Source organism: Ensifer sp. KUDG1 (genome assembly GCF_050434285.1).
In the GTDB taxonomy this organism is placed as follows: domain Bacteria; phylum Pseudomonadota; class Alphaproteobacteria; order Rhizobiales; family Rhizobiaceae; genus Ensifer.
Genome location: NZ_JBNDIG010000006.1, coordinates 1 through 15889, shown reverse-complemented (window position 1 = coordinate 15889; position 15889 = coordinate 1). Strand labels below are relative to the sequence as shown.

General features: G+C 64.3%; 17 protein-coding genes. 13 read left to right on the top strand and 4 right to left on the bottom strand.

Annotated features, from left to right (window positions below; translation table 11 throughout):
- Positions 1-10: 10 nt before the first annotated feature.
- A complete protein-coding gene (locus tag M2267_RS16395; RefSeq protein ID WP_429115507.1) occupies positions 11-1144 on the bottom strand; it encodes an aminotransferase in 1134 nt (377 codons plus the stop codon).
- A 243-nt stretch (positions 1145-1387) separates the two neighbouring features.
- On the opposite strand from M2267_RS16395, the gene M2267_RS16390 reads away from it, so the two are divergent.
- Entirely contained in the window at positions 1388-1918 is a 531-nt protein-coding gene (locus M2267_RS16390; RefSeq protein WP_429115505.1) for a helix-turn-helix domain-containing protein, read from the top strand.
- Positions 1919-1939: 21 nt separating this feature from the next.
- On the opposite strand, the gene M2267_RS16385 is transcribed toward M2267_RS16390, so the two are convergent.
- The gene (locus M2267_RS16385) at positions 1940-2899 is read right to left on the bottom strand and encodes an MBL fold metallo-hydrolase (RefSeq protein WP_429115503.1); all 960 of its coding nucleotides are present in this window, start codon (positions 2897-2899) and stop codon (positions 1940-1942) included.
- A gap of 91 nt (positions 2900-2990) precedes the next feature.
- Between M2267_RS16385 and M2267_RS16380 the strand changes: the two genes are divergently transcribed.
- Positions 2991-3902 carry a LysR family transcriptional regulator gene (locus M2267_RS16380; protein WP_429115501.1) on the top strand — a complete coding sequence of 304 codons (912 nt, stop codon included), beginning with the start codon at positions 2991-2993 and terminating at the stop codon, positions 3900-3902.
- 59 nt (positions 3903-3961) lie between these two features.
- On the opposite strand, the gene M2267_RS16375 is transcribed toward M2267_RS16380, so the two are convergent.
- A complete protein-coding gene (locus M2267_RS16375; protein ID WP_429115499.1) occupies positions 3962-4342 on the bottom strand; it encodes a DUF427 domain-containing protein in 381 nt (126 codons plus the stop codon).
- A gap of 78 nt (positions 4343-4420) precedes the next feature.
- Positions 4421-5173 carry a DUF599 domain-containing protein gene (locus tag M2267_RS16370; protein ID WP_429115899.1) on the bottom strand — a complete coding sequence of 251 codons (753 nt, stop codon included), beginning with the start codon at positions 5171-5173 and terminating at the stop codon, positions 4421-4423.
- 200 nt (positions 5174-5373) lie between these two features.
- On the opposite strand from M2267_RS16370, the gene M2267_RS16365 reads away from it, so the two are divergent.
- The 11 genes from M2267_RS16365 to M2267_RS16315 form a co-directional block, all read left to right on the top strand.
- The gene (locus tag M2267_RS16365; RefSeq protein WP_043618673.1) at positions 5374-6057 is read left to right on the top strand and encodes a GntR family transcriptional regulator; all 684 of its coding nucleotides are present in this window, start codon (positions 5374-5376) and stop codon (positions 6055-6057) included.
- Positions 6054-7499, top strand: a complete 1446-nt coding sequence (locus M2267_RS16360; RefSeq protein ID WP_429115497.1) for an aldehyde dehydrogenase family protein — start codon at positions 6054-6056, stop codon at positions 7497-7499. The genes M2267_RS16365 and M2267_RS16360 overlap by 4 nt, the downstream gene beginning before the upstream one ends.
- An 84-nt stretch (positions 7500-7583) precedes the next feature.
- The gene (locus M2267_RS16355) at positions 7584-8330 is read left to right on the top strand and encodes a glucose 1-dehydrogenase (RefSeq protein ID WP_429115495.1); all 747 of its coding nucleotides are present in this window, start codon (positions 7584-7586) and stop codon (positions 8328-8330) included.
- A gap of 56 nt (positions 8331-8386) precedes the next feature.
- Entirely contained in the window at positions 8387-9862 is a 1476-nt protein-coding gene (locus tag M2267_RS16350; protein ID WP_429115494.1) for an ABC transporter substrate-binding protein, read from the top strand.
- Positions 9863-10003: 141 nt separating this feature from the next.
- Entirely contained in the window at positions 10004-10954 is a 951-nt protein-coding gene (locus tag M2267_RS16345; protein ID WP_429115492.1) for an ABC transporter permease, read from the top strand.
- Positions 10954-11814 carry an ABC transporter permease gene (locus M2267_RS16340; protein ID WP_429115490.1) on the top strand — a complete coding sequence of 287 codons (861 nt, stop codon included), beginning with the start codon at positions 10954-10956 and terminating at the stop codon, positions 11812-11814. The genes M2267_RS16345 and M2267_RS16340 overlap by 1 nt, the downstream gene beginning before the upstream one ends.
- Positions 11811-12827 (top strand): ABC transporter ATP-binding protein, encoded by a 1017-nt coding sequence (locus M2267_RS16335; RefSeq protein WP_429115489.1) that lies wholly within the window; start codon positions 11811-11813, stop codon positions 12825-12827. The genes M2267_RS16340 and M2267_RS16335 overlap by 4 nt, the downstream gene beginning before the upstream one ends.
- Positions 12824-13798: an ABC transporter ATP-binding protein gene (locus M2267_RS16330; RefSeq protein WP_429115487.1), complete on the top strand. Its 975-nt coding sequence runs from the start codon at positions 12824-12826 to the stop codon at positions 13796-13798. Before M2267_RS16335 ends, M2267_RS16330 begins: the two co-directional genes overlap by 4 nt.
- Before the next feature lie 10 nt (positions 13799-13808).
- Complete coding sequence (locus M2267_RS16325; RefSeq protein WP_429115485.1) at positions 13809-15197, top strand: amidase; 1389 nt, start codon at positions 13809-13811, stop codon at positions 15195-15197.
- Positions 15179-15424 (top strand): hypothetical protein, encoded by a 246-nt coding sequence (locus M2267_RS16320; RefSeq protein WP_429115483.1) that lies wholly within the window; start codon positions 15179-15181, stop codon positions 15422-15424. Before M2267_RS16325 ends, M2267_RS16320 begins: the two co-directional genes overlap by 19 nt.
- 64 nt (positions 15425-15488) lie before the next feature.
- The coding region (locus M2267_RS16315) for an isocitrate/isopropylmalate family dehydrogenase (RefSeq protein ID WP_429115481.1) at positions 15489-15889 on the top strand (401 nt) is incomplete at its 3' end.

Here is a 15889-nt window from a genome sequence, read left to right as displayed (position 1 = left end):
GCCGCCAACGTCACGCCGCGGCGACCCTTTGCTCCCGCAGGAACGCGGAGACGCGCGTCAAGCCTTCGCGCAGGATGCCTTCGTTGTTGGCATAGCCGATCCTGAGATAGCCCTCCATGTCCATGGCGCTGCCCGGGGTGAACATCACGCCGGTTCGCTGAAGCAGTTGCAGGCAGAACGCCTCTGACGTCATCGGCAGGTCGTATTTCAGAAGCGCCGTCGTGCCCGACTGCGGCTTGACCCAGGAGATCAGCGGCTCAGCATCCACCCAGTCCGATAGAATGGCGAGGTTGGTGCGGGTGATCGCCTGGCTGCGGGCAAGGATCTTGTCCTTGTTTTCAAGGGCGATGGCCGCGAAATGGTCGTCGAGCATGCCGACGCTGATGGTGTTGTAATCCCGATGGACGGAAACGGCCCGGATCAGTTCCGGCGGCGCGACGATCCAGCCGAGCCTGAGACCGGCGAGCGAAAAGGTCTTCGACATGCTGCCGGTGCTGATGCCCTTTTCATAGAGGTCGGCGATCGACGCGGTCAGGCCGCTGCCCTCTTGATCCGTGCCGCGATAGACCTCGTCGCAGAGGATCCAGGCGCCGCAAGCGCGCGCGATCTCGACGATCCTTTCGAGATAGGCGCGGTCCATCAGCGCCCCGGTCGGGTTGTTGGGATTGTTGATGGCAATCAGCTTGGTCCCGGGGATCGCCAGCCGCTGCAATTCCTGGAGGTCGGGCAGAAATCCGGTCGCTTCCGTCAGGCGCAGGATCTGCGTATCGGCACCGTAGCTCTCGGGGATCGAATAGTGCTGCTGGTAGGTCGGCAGCACCGAGATCACCCGGTCGCCCGGTTCGACCAGCGTCTCGTGCACCAGCGCGTTGGCACCGATCGCGCCATGGGTGGTGACGACGTTTTCGATGCCCTGTTTCGCATAGAGGCCCGCGACCAGGCCGCGCAGCCGCTCGGATCCCTCGATCGCGCCATAGGTCAGTTTCAGCGGCAGCAGTTCGGCAAGGATCGTATCCGTCTTGCCGGCCATCTCCATCAGCTCTGCGACGGTCAGCGACTCGACGCAGGTTTCGGCGAGGTTCCATTCGCAATGGTTCTCATAGCGGTTCATCCAGATCTCGACGCCGAAGTCGCGGATTTTCATGCGGAGTACCTTTCGAATGTTGAAAGCATGGCCTCGACCATGCCGGTGCCATGGTCGAGACGGCCACGGCGCTCTCGTTGAGAATTGCCGTCTGCTGTGACATGAACCGACGAACTGACACGCCTCCGCACAGACACTCCGTTGATATCGGAGCCCCCTGGAAAAGCTGTGGCAATTGGTGGTCGATCCGTATAGAAAGACGTTATGAGCAATATATTGCACAGTCAAGATCGATCCGACGTTTTGTCCCACGTCGCCGAAAACCTGAAACGGATCCGCCAGGCGGCGGGCCTCAGCCAAGCCGCACTGGCCGAGGCGTCCGGCATCAGCCGGCGCATGATCGTGGCCGTCGAAGGTGGGGACGCCAATATCAGCCTCTCCAGCCTCGACAAACTGGCAGCCGCCATGAAGGTCGGCTTCATCGATCTCATCCGGGATCCGCAACGACAATCCGGCGGCAGCATCGACGCGGTGACCTGGCGCGGTCGGCAAAAGGAAAGCGAGGCGCGGCTGCTTGCCTCCATCCCGGCCACGAACGAGGCGCAGATGTGGCTCTGGTCGCTGGCGCCCGGCGAACGCTACGACGCCGAGCCCGATCCGCAGGGATGGCATGAGATGCTGTTCGTGACGGAAGGCGCCCTGACGCTCGAGCTCTCGGGCGAGCGCAAGCGCTACGCAAGCGGCACCCATACCGTCTACAGCTCGGCCCAGGCCTATGCCTACATCAACGACGGCGACAACGTCGTGACCTTCATCCGCAACGTCATCTCGTAGACCGGGCCGACACAGCCCCCGCTACTCGACGTAGTTCCAGGGGACGAAGCGATAGAGCGTTTCGTCGCGCGCCACATGGCCGACGCCGGGGAACGGCAAATGCGCGCCGGCAACGAGGTATCGCCCATCGGCCGCATCCGCCAGCGCCACGGCACGCGTCGCTGCCGCCGCGGTGCCGTCGACGTCGAAGCTGACGAAGACATCGGGCGTGTCGAACTGGATGTAATCCCCGTGAATGACGTCCCCCCAGAAGACGAGGCGCTGGCCGTCATCCGTTTTCAGCACGATCGCGGAATGCCCGGGCGTGTGCCCGGCGCGCAGTGCCGATCCGAGGTTCGGCAAGACGTCGCCATTGTCGGCGAACCGCTTCACCTTTCCGGCGGCGATGTAGGGAGTAAGGGCGTAGTGTGCCCGCTGGAAATCGGTCTTCTGCGCCTCGGTCAGCGCCGTTACGCCCTCGCGCTCGATCCAGTAGCGGTATTCGCGGTCGGCGAGATGGATCTCCGCGTTCGGAAATTGCGGCTTGCCGTCGACAATGAGGCCGCCGGAATGGTCGGCGTGCACATGGGTCAGGATCACGGCGTCGACCTGGTCGGCGCGGTAGCCGGAGGCGGTGAGATGCCGTACGAGCTTGCCGGCGGCAGCACCCAGCAGGGTTCCCGATCCGGCATCGATCAGCACCAGCCGCTCGCCGTCGTTAACGAGATAGGCGTTGATGGACAGATGCGGCTCCTTGCCGAGGAAATTCGCCTCCAGCCTGCGCTGCAGTTCGGCTTCCGGTTCGTTCTGATAGATCTTCGTCATCGGCAACGACACGGTGCCGTCCGACAAGGCGGTGACTTCGAACTTTCCGAAGCGGAAACGATAGTAACCGGCATTGGCGACGGTCGAGAACGGCGCGGCGGAAAAGGCGAAACGCGGTGCGAGCGGTAACAGGGCGGTGGCGGCAAGAAGGCCCAAAGCTTGTCTGCGGGTGGTCATGATCGGCTCCTTCGATTGGATGCCGAGACGCTATCAATTCAACCGCCGGTCGATTATCCTGCGATCGTGGAAGTGATTGTTCCGGAAACGCATGAAATCCCCCCAATCTGCCGATCTCAACAGCCTCAGGATTTTCCTCGAGGTCGCCCGCTCCGAGAGCTTTTCCTCAGCAGCGCTTCGCCTGCACCTGCCACCGAGCACGGTCAGCCGGCGCCTGGGCGAGCTTGAGGCCGCCCTTGGCGTCGCCCTGCTGCTGCGCTCCACCCGTCGGGTCTCCTTGACCGAGGCCGGAAAGCACCTGCTGGAGTCGGTCGGCGGCGCCGTCGAACTCATCGACCGCGGCATCGCCGGCTTCCAGCCCGCCGACGGTACGGCGCGCGGGCGCCTGCGTGTCGCCACATCAGTCGCCTTTGCCCGCACCTTCCTGCCACCGATCCTGAAGCGCTATGCGGCGCTTTGCCCCGAGGTGCAGGTCGACGTGCAGACCACCCACCAGAATGTCGACCTGATCGGCGAAGGCGTCGACGTGGCCTTGAGGATGGGACAGCCGGTCGACAGCGAGATGATCTATCGGAAGATCGCAACGATCGCGCCGCGCCTCTATGCCGCTCCTGCCTATTCCGCCGGATTGGCGCTCTCGTCTCCGGAAGACCTGATGCATGTGGCGCTGATCGCCTACCGGACGCGCATGCGGCGGGACCTTGCCCATTGGGTGCTTTCGGACGGCAACAGGCAGTTTATCCTGGAGCGCCCGCCGTCGATCGTCGTCGACGATCCGGCGATCAGCGAGCGGCTGATCGCCGAGGGTCTCGGCATCGGCATGCTCAGCGAAGCGCTTGCCGCCGACGGCGTCTCAACCGGACGGCTCGTTCCGGTTCTTCCCGCGTGGTCCGGGCCGTCCACCCACATTTACTATCTCTTCCACCAGCAACTCGGCGACCTGCCGAAAGTGGCGGAATTCTTGAAGGCCGTGCGCGAGACGTTTCGGCTTCGCGACGCGTGACCCTGCGGCAAAGGTGTCGCCGTTCGCGTGAATGCAGACGTTCAGTTGAGGCCGAAGCTCTAGGGCTGGATCTCTTCGATCGAATCGACCCGGTCTGGATAGAAGGCCAGCCGGCCCTTGATGGCGGCCACTGCCGGGTTGGGGTTTTCATAGGTCCAGACGGCGTTGCGCGACCGCTCGCCGCCCAGGGGGATGCTGAAATAGGATGCGTCACCCTTATAGGGGCAATGGGACGAATGATCCGTGCGCTCAAGCAGGGACATATCGACATTCTCACGCGGGATGTACTGCACCGCGGGATAGGTTGCCTCGCGCAGAGCCAGCGCATCGCGGGTGTCGGCAATGACGCGCCCGCCGAGTGTGACGACGACGCGGGCCGGGTTTCTTTCGGTGGTGATCGGATGATCGGGACCGGGGATCTTGATCGGTTTGTCTGACATGGGCGACCGCCTCCAGAGCGTTACAGATACTAGGTGGTACCGTCGCCGGCCGATTCCAACTGGTCACGCCAAAAACCCTCAGCTGTTTGCCGCCGAAGAATGGACGGCTGTTGAGGGTTCTGCCGCTGCGGCCACCGGATGGCTCTCGTCGAGCAGCCTGCGCACTTCCATCACGCCCTTGGCCGTATCCGACCAACTGTGTCTCCAGACGAGAAGCGCGACCGAGCCGACGATGGCGATAACAAAGGCGATCGGCCCCAGGAACCAGAGCGCCGCCGCCACGGTGAAATAGTAGGAGCGGACACCCTGGCTGAAGGAGCGAAGGGCCGGATTGATCATCAGCGACAGGGCGTGGGCCCATGCGGCAATGTCGCGGGCCTCTTCGCGCGACGGACTCGCGCCGATCGCCGCGAGGCAATAGTTGATCTGCCGAACCGCCCAGATGAATTCGGACAGCCCGCGCAGCAAGGTCGCCATGACGAGCAGCACCTTGCACTGAAACAGCCACAGCGGCTCGATCGGCGCAAACATCGCGATGATGCCCGATTGAAGACCGATCGTCGGCTGGATGAAGAGCGCGCTGCTCATGGCGACGATGACGATGAGATTGGCCGAACCGAAGAACGAGGCCGAGTTGATCGTGTGACCGAGGATGGCGGCGTCACCGATGAAGTTGCTGTCCCGCGTCAGCACCTCGCGCATCCAGGCCTGCCGGACCCGCACCATGTCCAGCATCAGGCTGTCAGTCCGGCGCGGCCAGCCAAGCGCCATCATCGGCTCCAGTCCCACCCAGGTCACGAGGAACAGGATAATCGCAATCCAATCAAGCATCTGCACGGCCGACCTCCTACCATAGCTGTGTCTAATAGAAGCCGCGGCGAGCGGCGCGTCAACGCGGCGGCACAAGTCGGGATTGCCGGAGCCGACGGCATCGCCAGCGCTTGCTGACAATCCCTGAGACTTAGATGCCATCACCGGATTGACACAGTCTGTATCCTGGATACAATTTGCCTCGATCTTGGAAGGGATCGATGAACCAATCCTTTGAATGGCGAAGCCAGTCACGGCTGCTCGACGAAGTGGCGCAGGCCCTTCGCGAACGCATCTATGCCGGCGTCTACGCCCCCGGGGCGACGCTCCGGCAGGAGAAGATCGCCGCCGAATTCGGCATCAGCCGCACGCCGCTGCGCGAGGCGCTGCGGGTGCTCGAGCGCGACGGGCTGGTGGTCAACAAGCCGGGCAGCGGCGTGCGGGTCGCGACCGCCGACCTGCCGAAGCTGCTGGACGCCTATGCGGTGCGCGAGGCGATGGACGGGGTGGCGGCACGCAACGCCGCCGAGCGGGCAACGACTGCCGAGATCAAGGACCTGGCCAAGCAGGTCGAACGCCAGCGTAAGATCGTCGAGAACTGGGATCCGGGCGCCTACACCCAATCCAACGTCGTCTTTCACGAGGCGATCGTTGCCGCCTCGCGCAATGCGTCGCTGGCACCGCTCGGGCCGCTGCTGCGCATGACCTCGCAGGTCTTTGCGCCGGCGTTTTCGCTTTCCAGCGAACGGGCGAGCACGGCCGTCGCCGAACACGGGCTGATCGTCGAGGCGATCGCCGCACGCAACCTTGATGAATCCGAGAAGCTGGCCCGCGCCCACATCAACGCGACGGCCATGAGACTGAAGGCGCTGCTTGAAGAGCGCGGGACTGACAAAGAGGCATGACTGTGAAGACCTACGGCAATTTCATCGCGAACAAGTGGCAGGACGCAACGAACGGCGAGTTCATTGCCGTCAGGGACCCTTCCAACGGCCAGGAATTCGCACGCATCGCCCGGGGCACCCGGGATGATATCGACCTCGCCGTGCGTTCGGCACGCGCAGCGCTTTCCGGTGACTGGGGGCGTTTGACGCCGACCGAGCGCGGCCGGGTTCTGACCCGGATTTCCGCGGGCGTGCTGCGCAACATCGACCTCCTGACGGAACTTGAGGCGCGCGATGTCGGCAAGCCGCTGACGCAAGCGCGCGCCGACGTCGTGGCACTTGCCCGCTATCTCGAGTTCTATGGCGGCGCTGCCGACAAGGTGCATGGCGACACCATCCCCTATCAGAACGGCTTCACCGTACTGACCGTCTACGAGCCGCATGGCGTCACGGGCCATATCATCCCCTGGAACTATCCGATGCAGATCCTCGGCCGCAGCCTCGGTGCTGCTCTTGCCATGGGCAACGCTGCCGTCGTCAAGCCGGCCGAAGAGGCCTGCCTGACAATCCTCGAATTCGCCCGCATCGCCGAGGAAGAGGGCCTGCCTTCAGGCGCACTCAACATCGTCACCGGCTTCGGCTCGGAGGCGGGTGCGGCCCTTTCCGAACACCCTGACGTCAACCACATCTCGTTCACCGGGTCGGTGCGCACAGGCGAAATGGTGCAGGCGGCAGCGGCAAAGAATGCCGTGCCGGTGACGCTGGAGCTCGGCGGCAAGTCGGCACAGATCGTCTTTGCCGATGCGGATCTCGACCGCGCAATCCCCTTCCTCGTCAATGCCGGCATCCAGAATGCCGGCCAGACCTGCTCGGCCTCGTCGCGCATCCTGGTCGAACGCGCCGTCTACGAAGACGTGGTGGCGCGCATGAGCGAGCGATATCGCGCGCTGAAGGTCGGTCCGGCCGGTAGCGATCTCTCGGTTGGCCCGGTCGTCTCGCAAAGGCAGAAGGCGATCGTCGAGGGCTTCCTCGCAGACGCGGCCAAGGATGGCCTGAAGGTCGCGGCGCAGGGCGAGATCGTCGCCGACGCGCCCTCGGAAGGCGCTTATGTCGCCCCTACCCTTCTGCGCGACGTGCCGCATCAACACCGCACGGTGCAGGAAGAAATCTTCGGCCCGGTGCAGGTGATCATGCCGTTCGACGGTGAAGAAGAGGCTGTCCGCCTTGCCAACGGCACTGCCTACGGTCTCGTCTGTGGCGTCTGGACCAACGACGGCGGACGGCAGTTGCGGATGGCGCGCGCCGTGCACGCCGGCCAGGTGTTCATCAACAATTACGGCGCCGGCGGCGGCGTCGAGCTGCCTTTCGGCGGCGTCAAGAAATCCGGCCATGGCCGCGAGAAGGGTTTCGAGGCCCTCTACGGCTTTGCCAGCATGAAAACCATCTCTGTCTACCACGGCTAGAGCGGGATGAGGAAAAGTGTGTGCGGTCTTCCGCCCGCAGCCCGCTCTAACCCATGATCCAAGTCTCCTCGGGAGGAACTACACGTGTCACTAGAAGGTAAGGTCGCTCTCATTACCGGCGCAGGCTCCGGCTTCGGCGAGGGCATTGCGAAGCGCTTCATCGAAGGCGGCGCGAAGGTCATCGTCGTCGACCGCGATGCGTCAGGCGCCGAGCGCGTCGCCAAGGAACTCGGCAAGAACGCATTTCCCGTGGTTGCCGATATCGCCAAGGAGACGGATGTCGCGGCTGCCGTTGCCGCAGGCCTCAAGCAGTTCGGACGCGTCGATATCCTGATCAACAATGCCGGCATCGGCCACAAGCCGCAAAATGCCGAACTGGTCGAGCCCGACGAGTTCGACCGCATCCTCGGCGTCAATGTGCGCGGCGTCTATCTGATGACGCGGGCGCTGCTGCCACACATGAAGGACAACAAGGCCGGCGTCATCGTCAACATCGCTTCGACGGGCGCCAACCGGCCGCGGCCGAACCTTGCCTGGTACAACGCCACCAAGGGCTGGGTCGTCTCGGTTACTAAGGCGCTGGCGATCGAACTCGCTCCCTTCAATATCCGCGTCGTCGCGCTCAATCCGGTTGCCGGCGAAACGCCGCTGCTGACCACATTCATGGGCGAGGATAGCGAGGAAATCCGCAAGAAATTCCGCGACTCCATTCCGCTCGGACGCCTGCTGAAGCCCGAGGATCTCGCCGAGGCCGCCTTCTTCGTCGCCTCGCCGCAGGCCTCGATGATCACCGGCGTGGCGCTCGACGTCGATGGCGGACGCTCGATCTGATTGCATCGATCCGATTTCTGGGACCATAAACAACGAAACCGCAAAGCGGGGGAACCATGATGAACTTGACGAAACTGGCGCTTGCCTCGTGCTTCATCGCCGCGTCGCTGACGCCGGCAATGGCCAAGGATACGATCACCGTCGGCCAGGTGCTCGAACCGCCGGGCCTCGACCCGACCGCGGGTGCCGCCGCACCGATCCGCTACATCACCTACGGCAACCTCTTTGAAGGTCTCGTCCGCGTGGTCGAAGACGGCACGGTGAAGCCGCTGCTCGCCGAAAGCTGGACGGTCTCCGACGACCAGAAGACCTACAGCTTCAAGCTTCGCCAGGGCGTCAAGTTCCACGACGGCACCGCCTTCGACTGCTCGGTCGTGAAGTTCTCCTATGAGCGCGCCGTCTCGGCCGATTCCACCAACGCTCAGAAGGGCCTGTTCGAGCCGATCGAAAAGACCGAATGCCCTGATCCGGCAACCGCGGTCGTGACGCTGAAGCGCCCGGCCTCCAACTTCCTGTTCAACATGGCCTGGGGCGACGCGGTGATGATCGCGCCGTCGTCGGCCGCCGACAACAAGACCAAGCCGGTCGGCACCGGCCCGTTCAAGTTCAAGGAATGGGCAAAGGGCGACAAGGTGGTGCTTGAAAAGAACGCCGACTATTGGGGCGAGCCGGCCAAGCTCAGCGAAGTCACCTTCAAGTTCATCAGCGACCCGTCGGCTGCAGCCGCCGCCGTTCTTGCCGGCAACGTCGATGCTTTCCCGATGTTTCAGGCCGCAGAACTGGTGAGCCAGTTCCAGAGTGATCCGAACCTTCAGGTCGAGGTCGGCAGCACCTCGGGCAAGGTGGTTCTCGCGCTCAACAATGCGAAGAAGCCCTTCGACGACGTGCGCGTCCGTCAGGCGCTTGCCCATGCGATCGACCGCAAGGCGCTGGTCGAAGGCACCTATTCGGGCTTCGGCACGACCATCGGCTCGCATTATTCGCCGGTCGAGCCCGGCTATGTCGATCTCAACGAAACCTACCCCTATGACCCGGGCAAGGCGCAGCAACTGCTGCAGGAAGCAGGCGTTCAGAACCTCGAAATCACCATCATGCTGCCGCCGCCGGCCTATGCCCGCCGTGGCGGCGAGATCATCGCGGCCATGCTTGCCGAAGTCGGCATCAAGGTGAACCTCGTGCCGATCGAGTTCGCACAATGGCTGGACCAGGTGTTCAAGAACTCCAACTTCGACGCGACGATCATCGCCCATGCGGAAGCTCGCGACCTCGATATCTATGCCCGCGACAAGTACTACTTCAACTACCAGAACCCGGAATACAAGGCGCTCTACAAGTCCTACACGCTTGCCTCGACCGAGGCCGAGCAGATGGACCTGATCGGCCAGCTCCAGCGCAAGCTGGCAGCCGACGAACCGAACGTCTTCCTCTACGCGCTGCCGAAGATCGGCGTCTGGAACAAGAAGGTGAAGGGCCTTTGGAAGAACATGCCGGTACCGGCCGACGACCAGACCCAGACCTATTGGGAAAACTGATCGACGTTCATTGAGCGGGATGCGGCCGGAAAACCGCACCCCGCTCTGGCATCCGCTCCTTCGCTGAGGGAGTGGACGCAGATCTGCCGTTGATCGCCGCACCCGGCACCGATCAACGCTTGCTCATTCCGGGAGGTTGATGTGATTTCCTTCATTGGCGGTCGCCTCGTGTCGCTCTTGCTGACGACACTGGTTGCCTCAGTCATCGTCTTTCTGCTGATGCAGGTGCTGCCCGGCGACCCGGCCGTGCTGATGCTCGGCATGAATGCCGACGCCGACGCGATCGCGGCGCTGCACCGGCAGCTCGGCCTCGACCAGCCGATCTGGATCCGCTACCTCCAATGGATCGGCGGCTTCGTCGTCGGCGATTTCGGCATGAGCCTCACCTATTCGGTGCCGATCCGCGAACTGCTCGGCCCCCGCATCCTGGTGACGCTGCCGCTGGCGCTGCTCTCCATGGCGATCTCCGTCGTCGTCGCCATCGCCATCGGCGTCTATGCCGCCGCCAACCGCGGCAAGGCCGGCGACACCGTCGTGATGGGCATCGCTCAGGTCGGCGTCGCCATCCCCAATTTCTGGCTGGCGCTTCTCTTCATCCTGCTCTTTGCCCTGAAGCTCGCTTGGTTCCCGGCCTCCGGCTTTGCCGGCTGGGAAGGCGGTATCTGGAACGGCCTGCACTCGCTCATCCTGCCAGCGCTCGCGCTCGGCCTGCCGCTTGCCGCCATTCTCGGCCGCGTCACCCGCTCGGCGGTCATCGAAACGCTCGGCGAGGACTTCATCCGCACGGCCCGGGCCAAGGGGCTCAGCCGCTCGGGGGCACTCTGGAAACACGCGGTGCCGAACGCGCTGATCCCTGTGGTGACCATCATCGGCCTGCAGTTCTCCTTCCTGCTTGCCGGTACGATCATCATCGAGAACGTCTTCAACCTGCCGGGCATCGGCCGCCTCGTCTTTCAGGCGATCGCGCAGCGCGATCTCGTGACGGTCCAGACGCTGGTGACGCTGCTTGCGGCTTCCGTCATCACCATCAATTTCCTCGTCGATCTGGTCTACGGCTATCTGGATCCGCGCCTGTCGAGGGGAGGCCACTGATGTCCACTCCCGCAGCCGCCGCGCAACCCAGCCTCTTCTCCAAGCTCATCGGCAGCCGAAATCTGACGATCGGCGCTACCGTTACCCTCATCCTGGTGGCGATGGCGCTCGTCTCCTATGTCTGGACGCCCTATTCGCCGACGGCGATGAACTTCCGCGACAAGCTGCAGGGTCCGAGCCTTGCCCATTGGTTCGGCACCGACAATTTCGGCCGCGACATCCTGTCGATGATCATGGTCGGCGCCCGCAACTCGATTTCGGTCTCGATCGTCGCGGTGCTCGTCGGCGCCGGCATCGGCGTACCGCTCGGCGCCTGGGCGGCCGCCCGCGGCGGGTGGGTCGACGGCCTCGTCATGCGCATGAGCGACCTTGCCTTCGCCTTCCCGGCGCTTCTGACCGCCGTCATTATCACCGCCATCTTCGGGCCTGGTGCTGTCAATGCGATGATCGCGATCGGCATCTTCAACATCCCGGTCTTTGCCCGCGTCACACGCGGCGCCTCGATGGGCCTCTGGAAGCGCGAATATGTGCAGGCCGCCCGCTGCGCCGGCCGTGGCGACGTGTCGATCACGCTTCTGCACATCCTGCCCAACATCAACCACGTGCTGCTCGTCCAGGTGACGATCCAGTTCGCCTTGGCAATCGTCGCCGAAGCCGGCCTTTCCTATGTCGGACTCGGCACCCAGCCGCCGATGCCGAGCTGGGGCAAGATGCTGAACGACGCCCAGACCTTCATCTATCAGGCACCGTGGCTCGCGATCTTCCCGGGGCTGGCGATCACATTCGCCGTGCTCGGCCTCAATCTGCTCGGTGACGGCCTGCGCGACATTCTCGATCCGCGTGTGAGGCGGCAACGATGACCAAACCCTTGCTTCACATGGCCGGCATGTCGGTCGAACTCGCAGCCGGCAAGAACACGGTTGATATCGTCTGCGACATCGACCTCGAGCTCAATCGCGGCGAACGCCTCGGCATCGTTGGCGAATCCGGCAGCGGCAAGTCGATGACCGCCCTTGCCGTCATGGGGCTGCTGCCGCAGCGCATGCGGGTGCGTGGCGAACTTTCCTTCGACGGCCGCAATCTCGCGGGCTTGGGCGAAGCCGACTATTGCGGCTATCGCGGCCGGCGCATGGCGATGATCTTCCAGGAGCCGATGACCGCGCTCAATCCGGTCAAGTCGATCGGCGCGCAGATCGCCGAGGGTCGGCGGCTGCACCTCGGCGAAACGAAAGCCGATGCCGAGAAGAAGGCGCGCGCGCTGCTCGACCGCGTCGGCCTGCCGGCGCCGCGCTTCGATCTGGACCTCTATCCGCATCAGCTCTCCGGCGGTCAACGCCAGCGCGTGATGATCGCCATGGCGATCGCCTGCGAGCCGGACCTGCTGATCGCCGACGAGCCGACGACCGCGCTCGACGTCACCGTGCAGGCGCAGATCCTCGACCTGCTCGACGAACTCATCGAAGACACCGGCACGGCGCTTATGCTGATCACGCACGATCTCGGCGTCGTCTCGGAGATGACCGACCGCATCGCCGTCATGTATGCCGGCCGCATCATCGAAACCGGGCGCACGGATGACGTCTTTGCCCGCATGGCGCATCCCTATGCCCGCGGCCTTTTCGCCGCCTCACCGCATGGCGCAGCACTCGCCCCGCGACATCCAAGTGAAGGGCGGCCAAGACTGAACGCCATTCCCGGCATCGTGCCTGACCCGTTTGGCCGGCCGCCGCATTGCTCCTTTGCCGACCGCTGTTCCTATGCCCAACCGGACTGTCGCCTGGCGATCCCGGCGTTGGACCTGATCAATACCGATGAAAATGTCGAGCATCGCGCCGCCTGCTTTCATCCGCGCGAAAGGATGGTGGCATCGTGAGCGAGGTAATCCTCAAGACCACCGATCTGGTGCGCGAATACGACCTGCCGCGTCCGTCGATCTTCTCGAAGCAAAGCCGTCTGCGCGTGCTCCATGGCGTGAGCGTCGAACTCGCCGCTGGCCAGAGCCTCGGCATCGTCGGCGAAAGCGGCTCCGGCAAATCGACCCTGGCCCGCGCCGTGATGGGGCTGGAACGGCCTCAGTCCGGCCAGGTCTCGATTGCCGGCAAGGATATCTATGCGCTCGATCGCGCCGGACTGCGCGAGGCGCGCAAGGGCTTTCAGGCGATCTTCCAGGATCCCTATGGTTCACTCGATCCGCGCCACACGGTGAGGACAATCATCTCCGAGCCGATCGTTTCGCTGGAGCGCGGGACCGGCACCACAGAGCGCAACCGCCGCATCGCCGAGGTGCTGGAGGCGGTCGGCCTGCCGCTGGCGTCGGCCGACAAGTATCCGCACGAATTCTCCGGCGGCCAGCGCCAGCGCATCGCCATTGCCCGGGCGCTGATCACCAGGCCGGCGCTGATCGTCGCCGACGAACCGGTGTCGGCCCTCGATGTCTCGATCCAGGCGCAGGTTTTGAACCTGATGATGGACCTGCAGGAAAAGCTTGGCCTCTCCTACCTCTTCATCAGCCACGATCTTGGGGTCGTGCGCGCCATCACCGATAGGGTCGCGGTCATGCATCTCGGCCGCATCGTCGAGGAAGGGCCGACATCAGAGGTGTTCGACAACCCCCGCCATCCTTACACCCAGGCGCTGGTCGCCGCCGTGCCCAAGCCGTTTTCTGGGCGCCGCAAGCGCGTGCGCTCCGATGGGCCACCGCAAACGCCCGTCCATACCGCAACGACCGCAGCCGGCTGCGCCTATGCCGCCGTCTGTCCCGCGAGACAGGAGATCTGTCTGAGCCGAACGCCTGAGGCCAAGCCGGTAACGCCGGCCTGGTCCGCCCGCTGCCATTTTGCCTAGGAAGTGCCCCATGTCCGAACTCGCCGATCTCTCCGCCGTCGATCTCGTCGACGCCTACCGCTCGAAGAAGCTTTCCCCCGTCGAGGTCACGGAAGCCGTCATTGCCCGCATCGACGCTTCCGAGCCGAAGCTGAATGCGCTCTGGGCCTATGATCCGACTGAGGCGCGCAAGGCCGCCAGGGCGTCGGAGGAACGCTGGGCAAAGGGTGAGCCTCTGGGTGCAATCGACGGCGTGCCGGTAACGATCAAGGAGAACATTGCAACGAAGGGCACGGCCGTACCGCTCGGCTGCGCCGCCGTGTCGCTGGCGCCGGCTGCCGCGGACGCGCCGCCGGCAGCCCGCACCCGCGAGGCGGGTGGCATTCTGCTCGCCAAGACCACCATGCCCGATTACGGCATGCTCTCTTCGGGCCTTTCCAGTTTCCACAAGCTGGCCCGCAACCCGTGGGACCTCTCGGCCAATCCCGGTGGCTCAAGCGCCGGCGCGGGCGCGGCAGCAGCGGCCGGTTATGGGCCTTTGCACATCGGCACGGATATCGGCGGCTCCGTTCGTCTGCCCGCCGGCTGGTGCGGCATCGTTGGGCTGAAGCCTTCGGCCGGCCGCGTGCCGATCAACCCGCCCTTCATCGGCCGCGTCGCCGGGCCGATGACACGGACGGTCGCCGACACGGCGCTCTACATGTCGGTGCTCTCGAAGCCCGACGCCCGCGACACGATGGCCCTGCCCTATGCCGATATCCCTTGGCTCGACCTTGGCCGCGATCTGAAGGGCCTGAAGATCGGCCTCTGGCTCGACGCCGGTTTCGGCCAGGCAGTGACTGAGGAAACGGAACACGCGGTTAAGCGGGCAGCCAAGCTCTTCGCCGATGCCGGCGCGATCATCGAGCCGGTGGGCCCGTTCCTGACGCGCGAAATGATCGACGGACTCGACCGGTTCTGGCGGGCGCGCGGCTGGGAAGACGTGTCGCGCCTTTCGCCGGAAAAGCAGGCGCAGATCCTGCCCTATATCTTCGACTGGATCAAAACGGCCGAGAATTTCTCCGGCCGCGAGGTCTATACCGGCTTCGCCCAGATCGACGCCATGCGCAACGCGCTGCATGCGGCACTTTCCGGCTATGACTTCATCCTGTCGCCGACCGCACCCACCGCATCTTACCCGGCCGAATGGGCCTCGCCGGTCAACGACCCGCAGAAGCCGTTCGAACACATCGCCTTCACCGTCGCCGTCAACATGGGCGGCCAGCCGGCAATCTCGCTCAACTGCGGTTACACCTCAGGCGGCCTGCCGATCGGCCTGCAGATCATCGGCCAGCAGTTCGACGATATCGGCGTGCTGCGCCTTGCCCGTACCTTCGAAACCATGCGCCCGGAACAGCGCCCATGGCCGAAGGTCGCATGATGAGCGACACGATGCGTTACACCATCGAAAGCGGCGATCTCGAAAACATCGTTTCCCGCCTGCTCGACATCGTTCGCCGGCTCGGCGTCAGCGTCTCGAAACTCGCGATCGAGGTAGACGGCGGCAACGCCAATCTTGAAATCGCCCTCGCTCCCGCCTCGCAGGCTGTCGCCAACACGCTGCGCGAGCGCATCGGGCAGATCGAAGGCGCGAAGGCAGCGGTCTAGCCCTCATCATCATCATCGCGGCCGTGCCGCTTTACACCGACTGAAAACCACAGGAGTGCCGACAATGGCCCGCAAACTTTTCATCCTCCCCGGCGACGGCATTGGCCCGGAAGCCATGGCGGAAGTCCGCAAAATCATCGCCTACATGAACGCCGAGCTTTCCGCCGGCTTCGTGACGGACGAGGGCCTGGTCGGCGGTTCGGCCTATGACGCCCACGGCCAGGCGATCTCGGAAGAGGACATGGCAAAGGCGCTCGCCGCCGACGCGGTGCTGTTCGGCGCCGTCGGCGGTCCGAAGTGGGATGCGGTGCCCTACGAGGTTCGCCCGGAAGCGGGCCTGCTGCGCCTGCGCAAGGACCTCGAACTCTTCGCCAACCTGCGCCCGGCAATCTGCTATCCGGCGCTGGCTGCCGCCTCGTCGCTGAAGCCCGAACTGGTCGAAGGTCTCGACATCCTGATCGTGCG

What these genes read in the sequence shown, in the direction of transcription:
- M2267_RS16380 (WP_429115501.1), top strand. Translation starts at nt 2,991, where the DNA reads ATGAAATCCCCCCAATCTGCCGATCTCAACAGCCTCAGGATTTTCCTC.
- M2267_RS16395 (WP_429115507.1), bottom strand. Translation starts at nt 1,144, where the DNA reads ATGAAAATCCGCGACTTCGGCGTCGAGATCTGGATGAACCGCTATGAG.
- M2267_RS16325 (WP_429115485.1), top strand. Translation starts at nt 13,809, where the DNA reads ATGTCCGAACTCGCCGATCTCTCCGCCGTCGATCTCGTCGACGCCTAC.
- M2267_RS16335 (WP_429115489.1), top strand. Translation starts at nt 11,811, where the DNA reads ATGACCAAACCCTTGCTTCACATGGCCGGCATGTCGGTCGAACTCGCA.
- M2267_RS16375 (WP_429115499.1), bottom strand. Translation starts at nt 4,342, where the DNA reads ATGTCAGACAAACCGATCAAGATCCCCGGTCCCGATCATCCGATCACC.
- M2267_RS16365 (WP_043618673.1), top strand. Translation starts at nt 5,374, where the DNA reads ATGAACCAATCCTTTGAATGGCGAAGCCAGTCACGGCTGCTCGACGAA.
- M2267_RS16350 (WP_429115494.1), top strand. Translation starts at nt 8,387, where the DNA reads ATGATGAACTTGACGAAACTGGCGCTTGCCTCGTGCTTCATCGCCGCG.
- M2267_RS16385 (WP_429115503.1), bottom strand. Translation starts at nt 2,899, where the DNA reads ATGACCACCCGCAGACAAGCTTTGGGCCTTCTTGCCGCCACCGCCCTG.
- M2267_RS16370 (WP_429115899.1), bottom strand. Translation starts at nt 5,173, where the DNA reads ATGCTTGATTGGATTGCGATTATCCTGTTCCTCGTGACCTGGGTGGGA.
- M2267_RS16340 (WP_429115490.1), top strand. Translation starts at nt 10,954, where the DNA reads ATGTCCACTCCCGCAGCCGCCGCGCAACCCAGCCTCTTCTCCAAGCTC.
- M2267_RS16320 (WP_429115483.1), top strand. Translation starts at nt 15,179, where the DNA reads ATGGCCGAAGGTCGCATGATGAGCGACACGATGCGTTACACCATCGAA.
- M2267_RS16360 (WP_429115497.1), top strand. Translation starts at nt 6,054, where the DNA reads ATGACTGTGAAGACCTACGGCAATTTCATCGCGAACAAGTGGCAGGAC.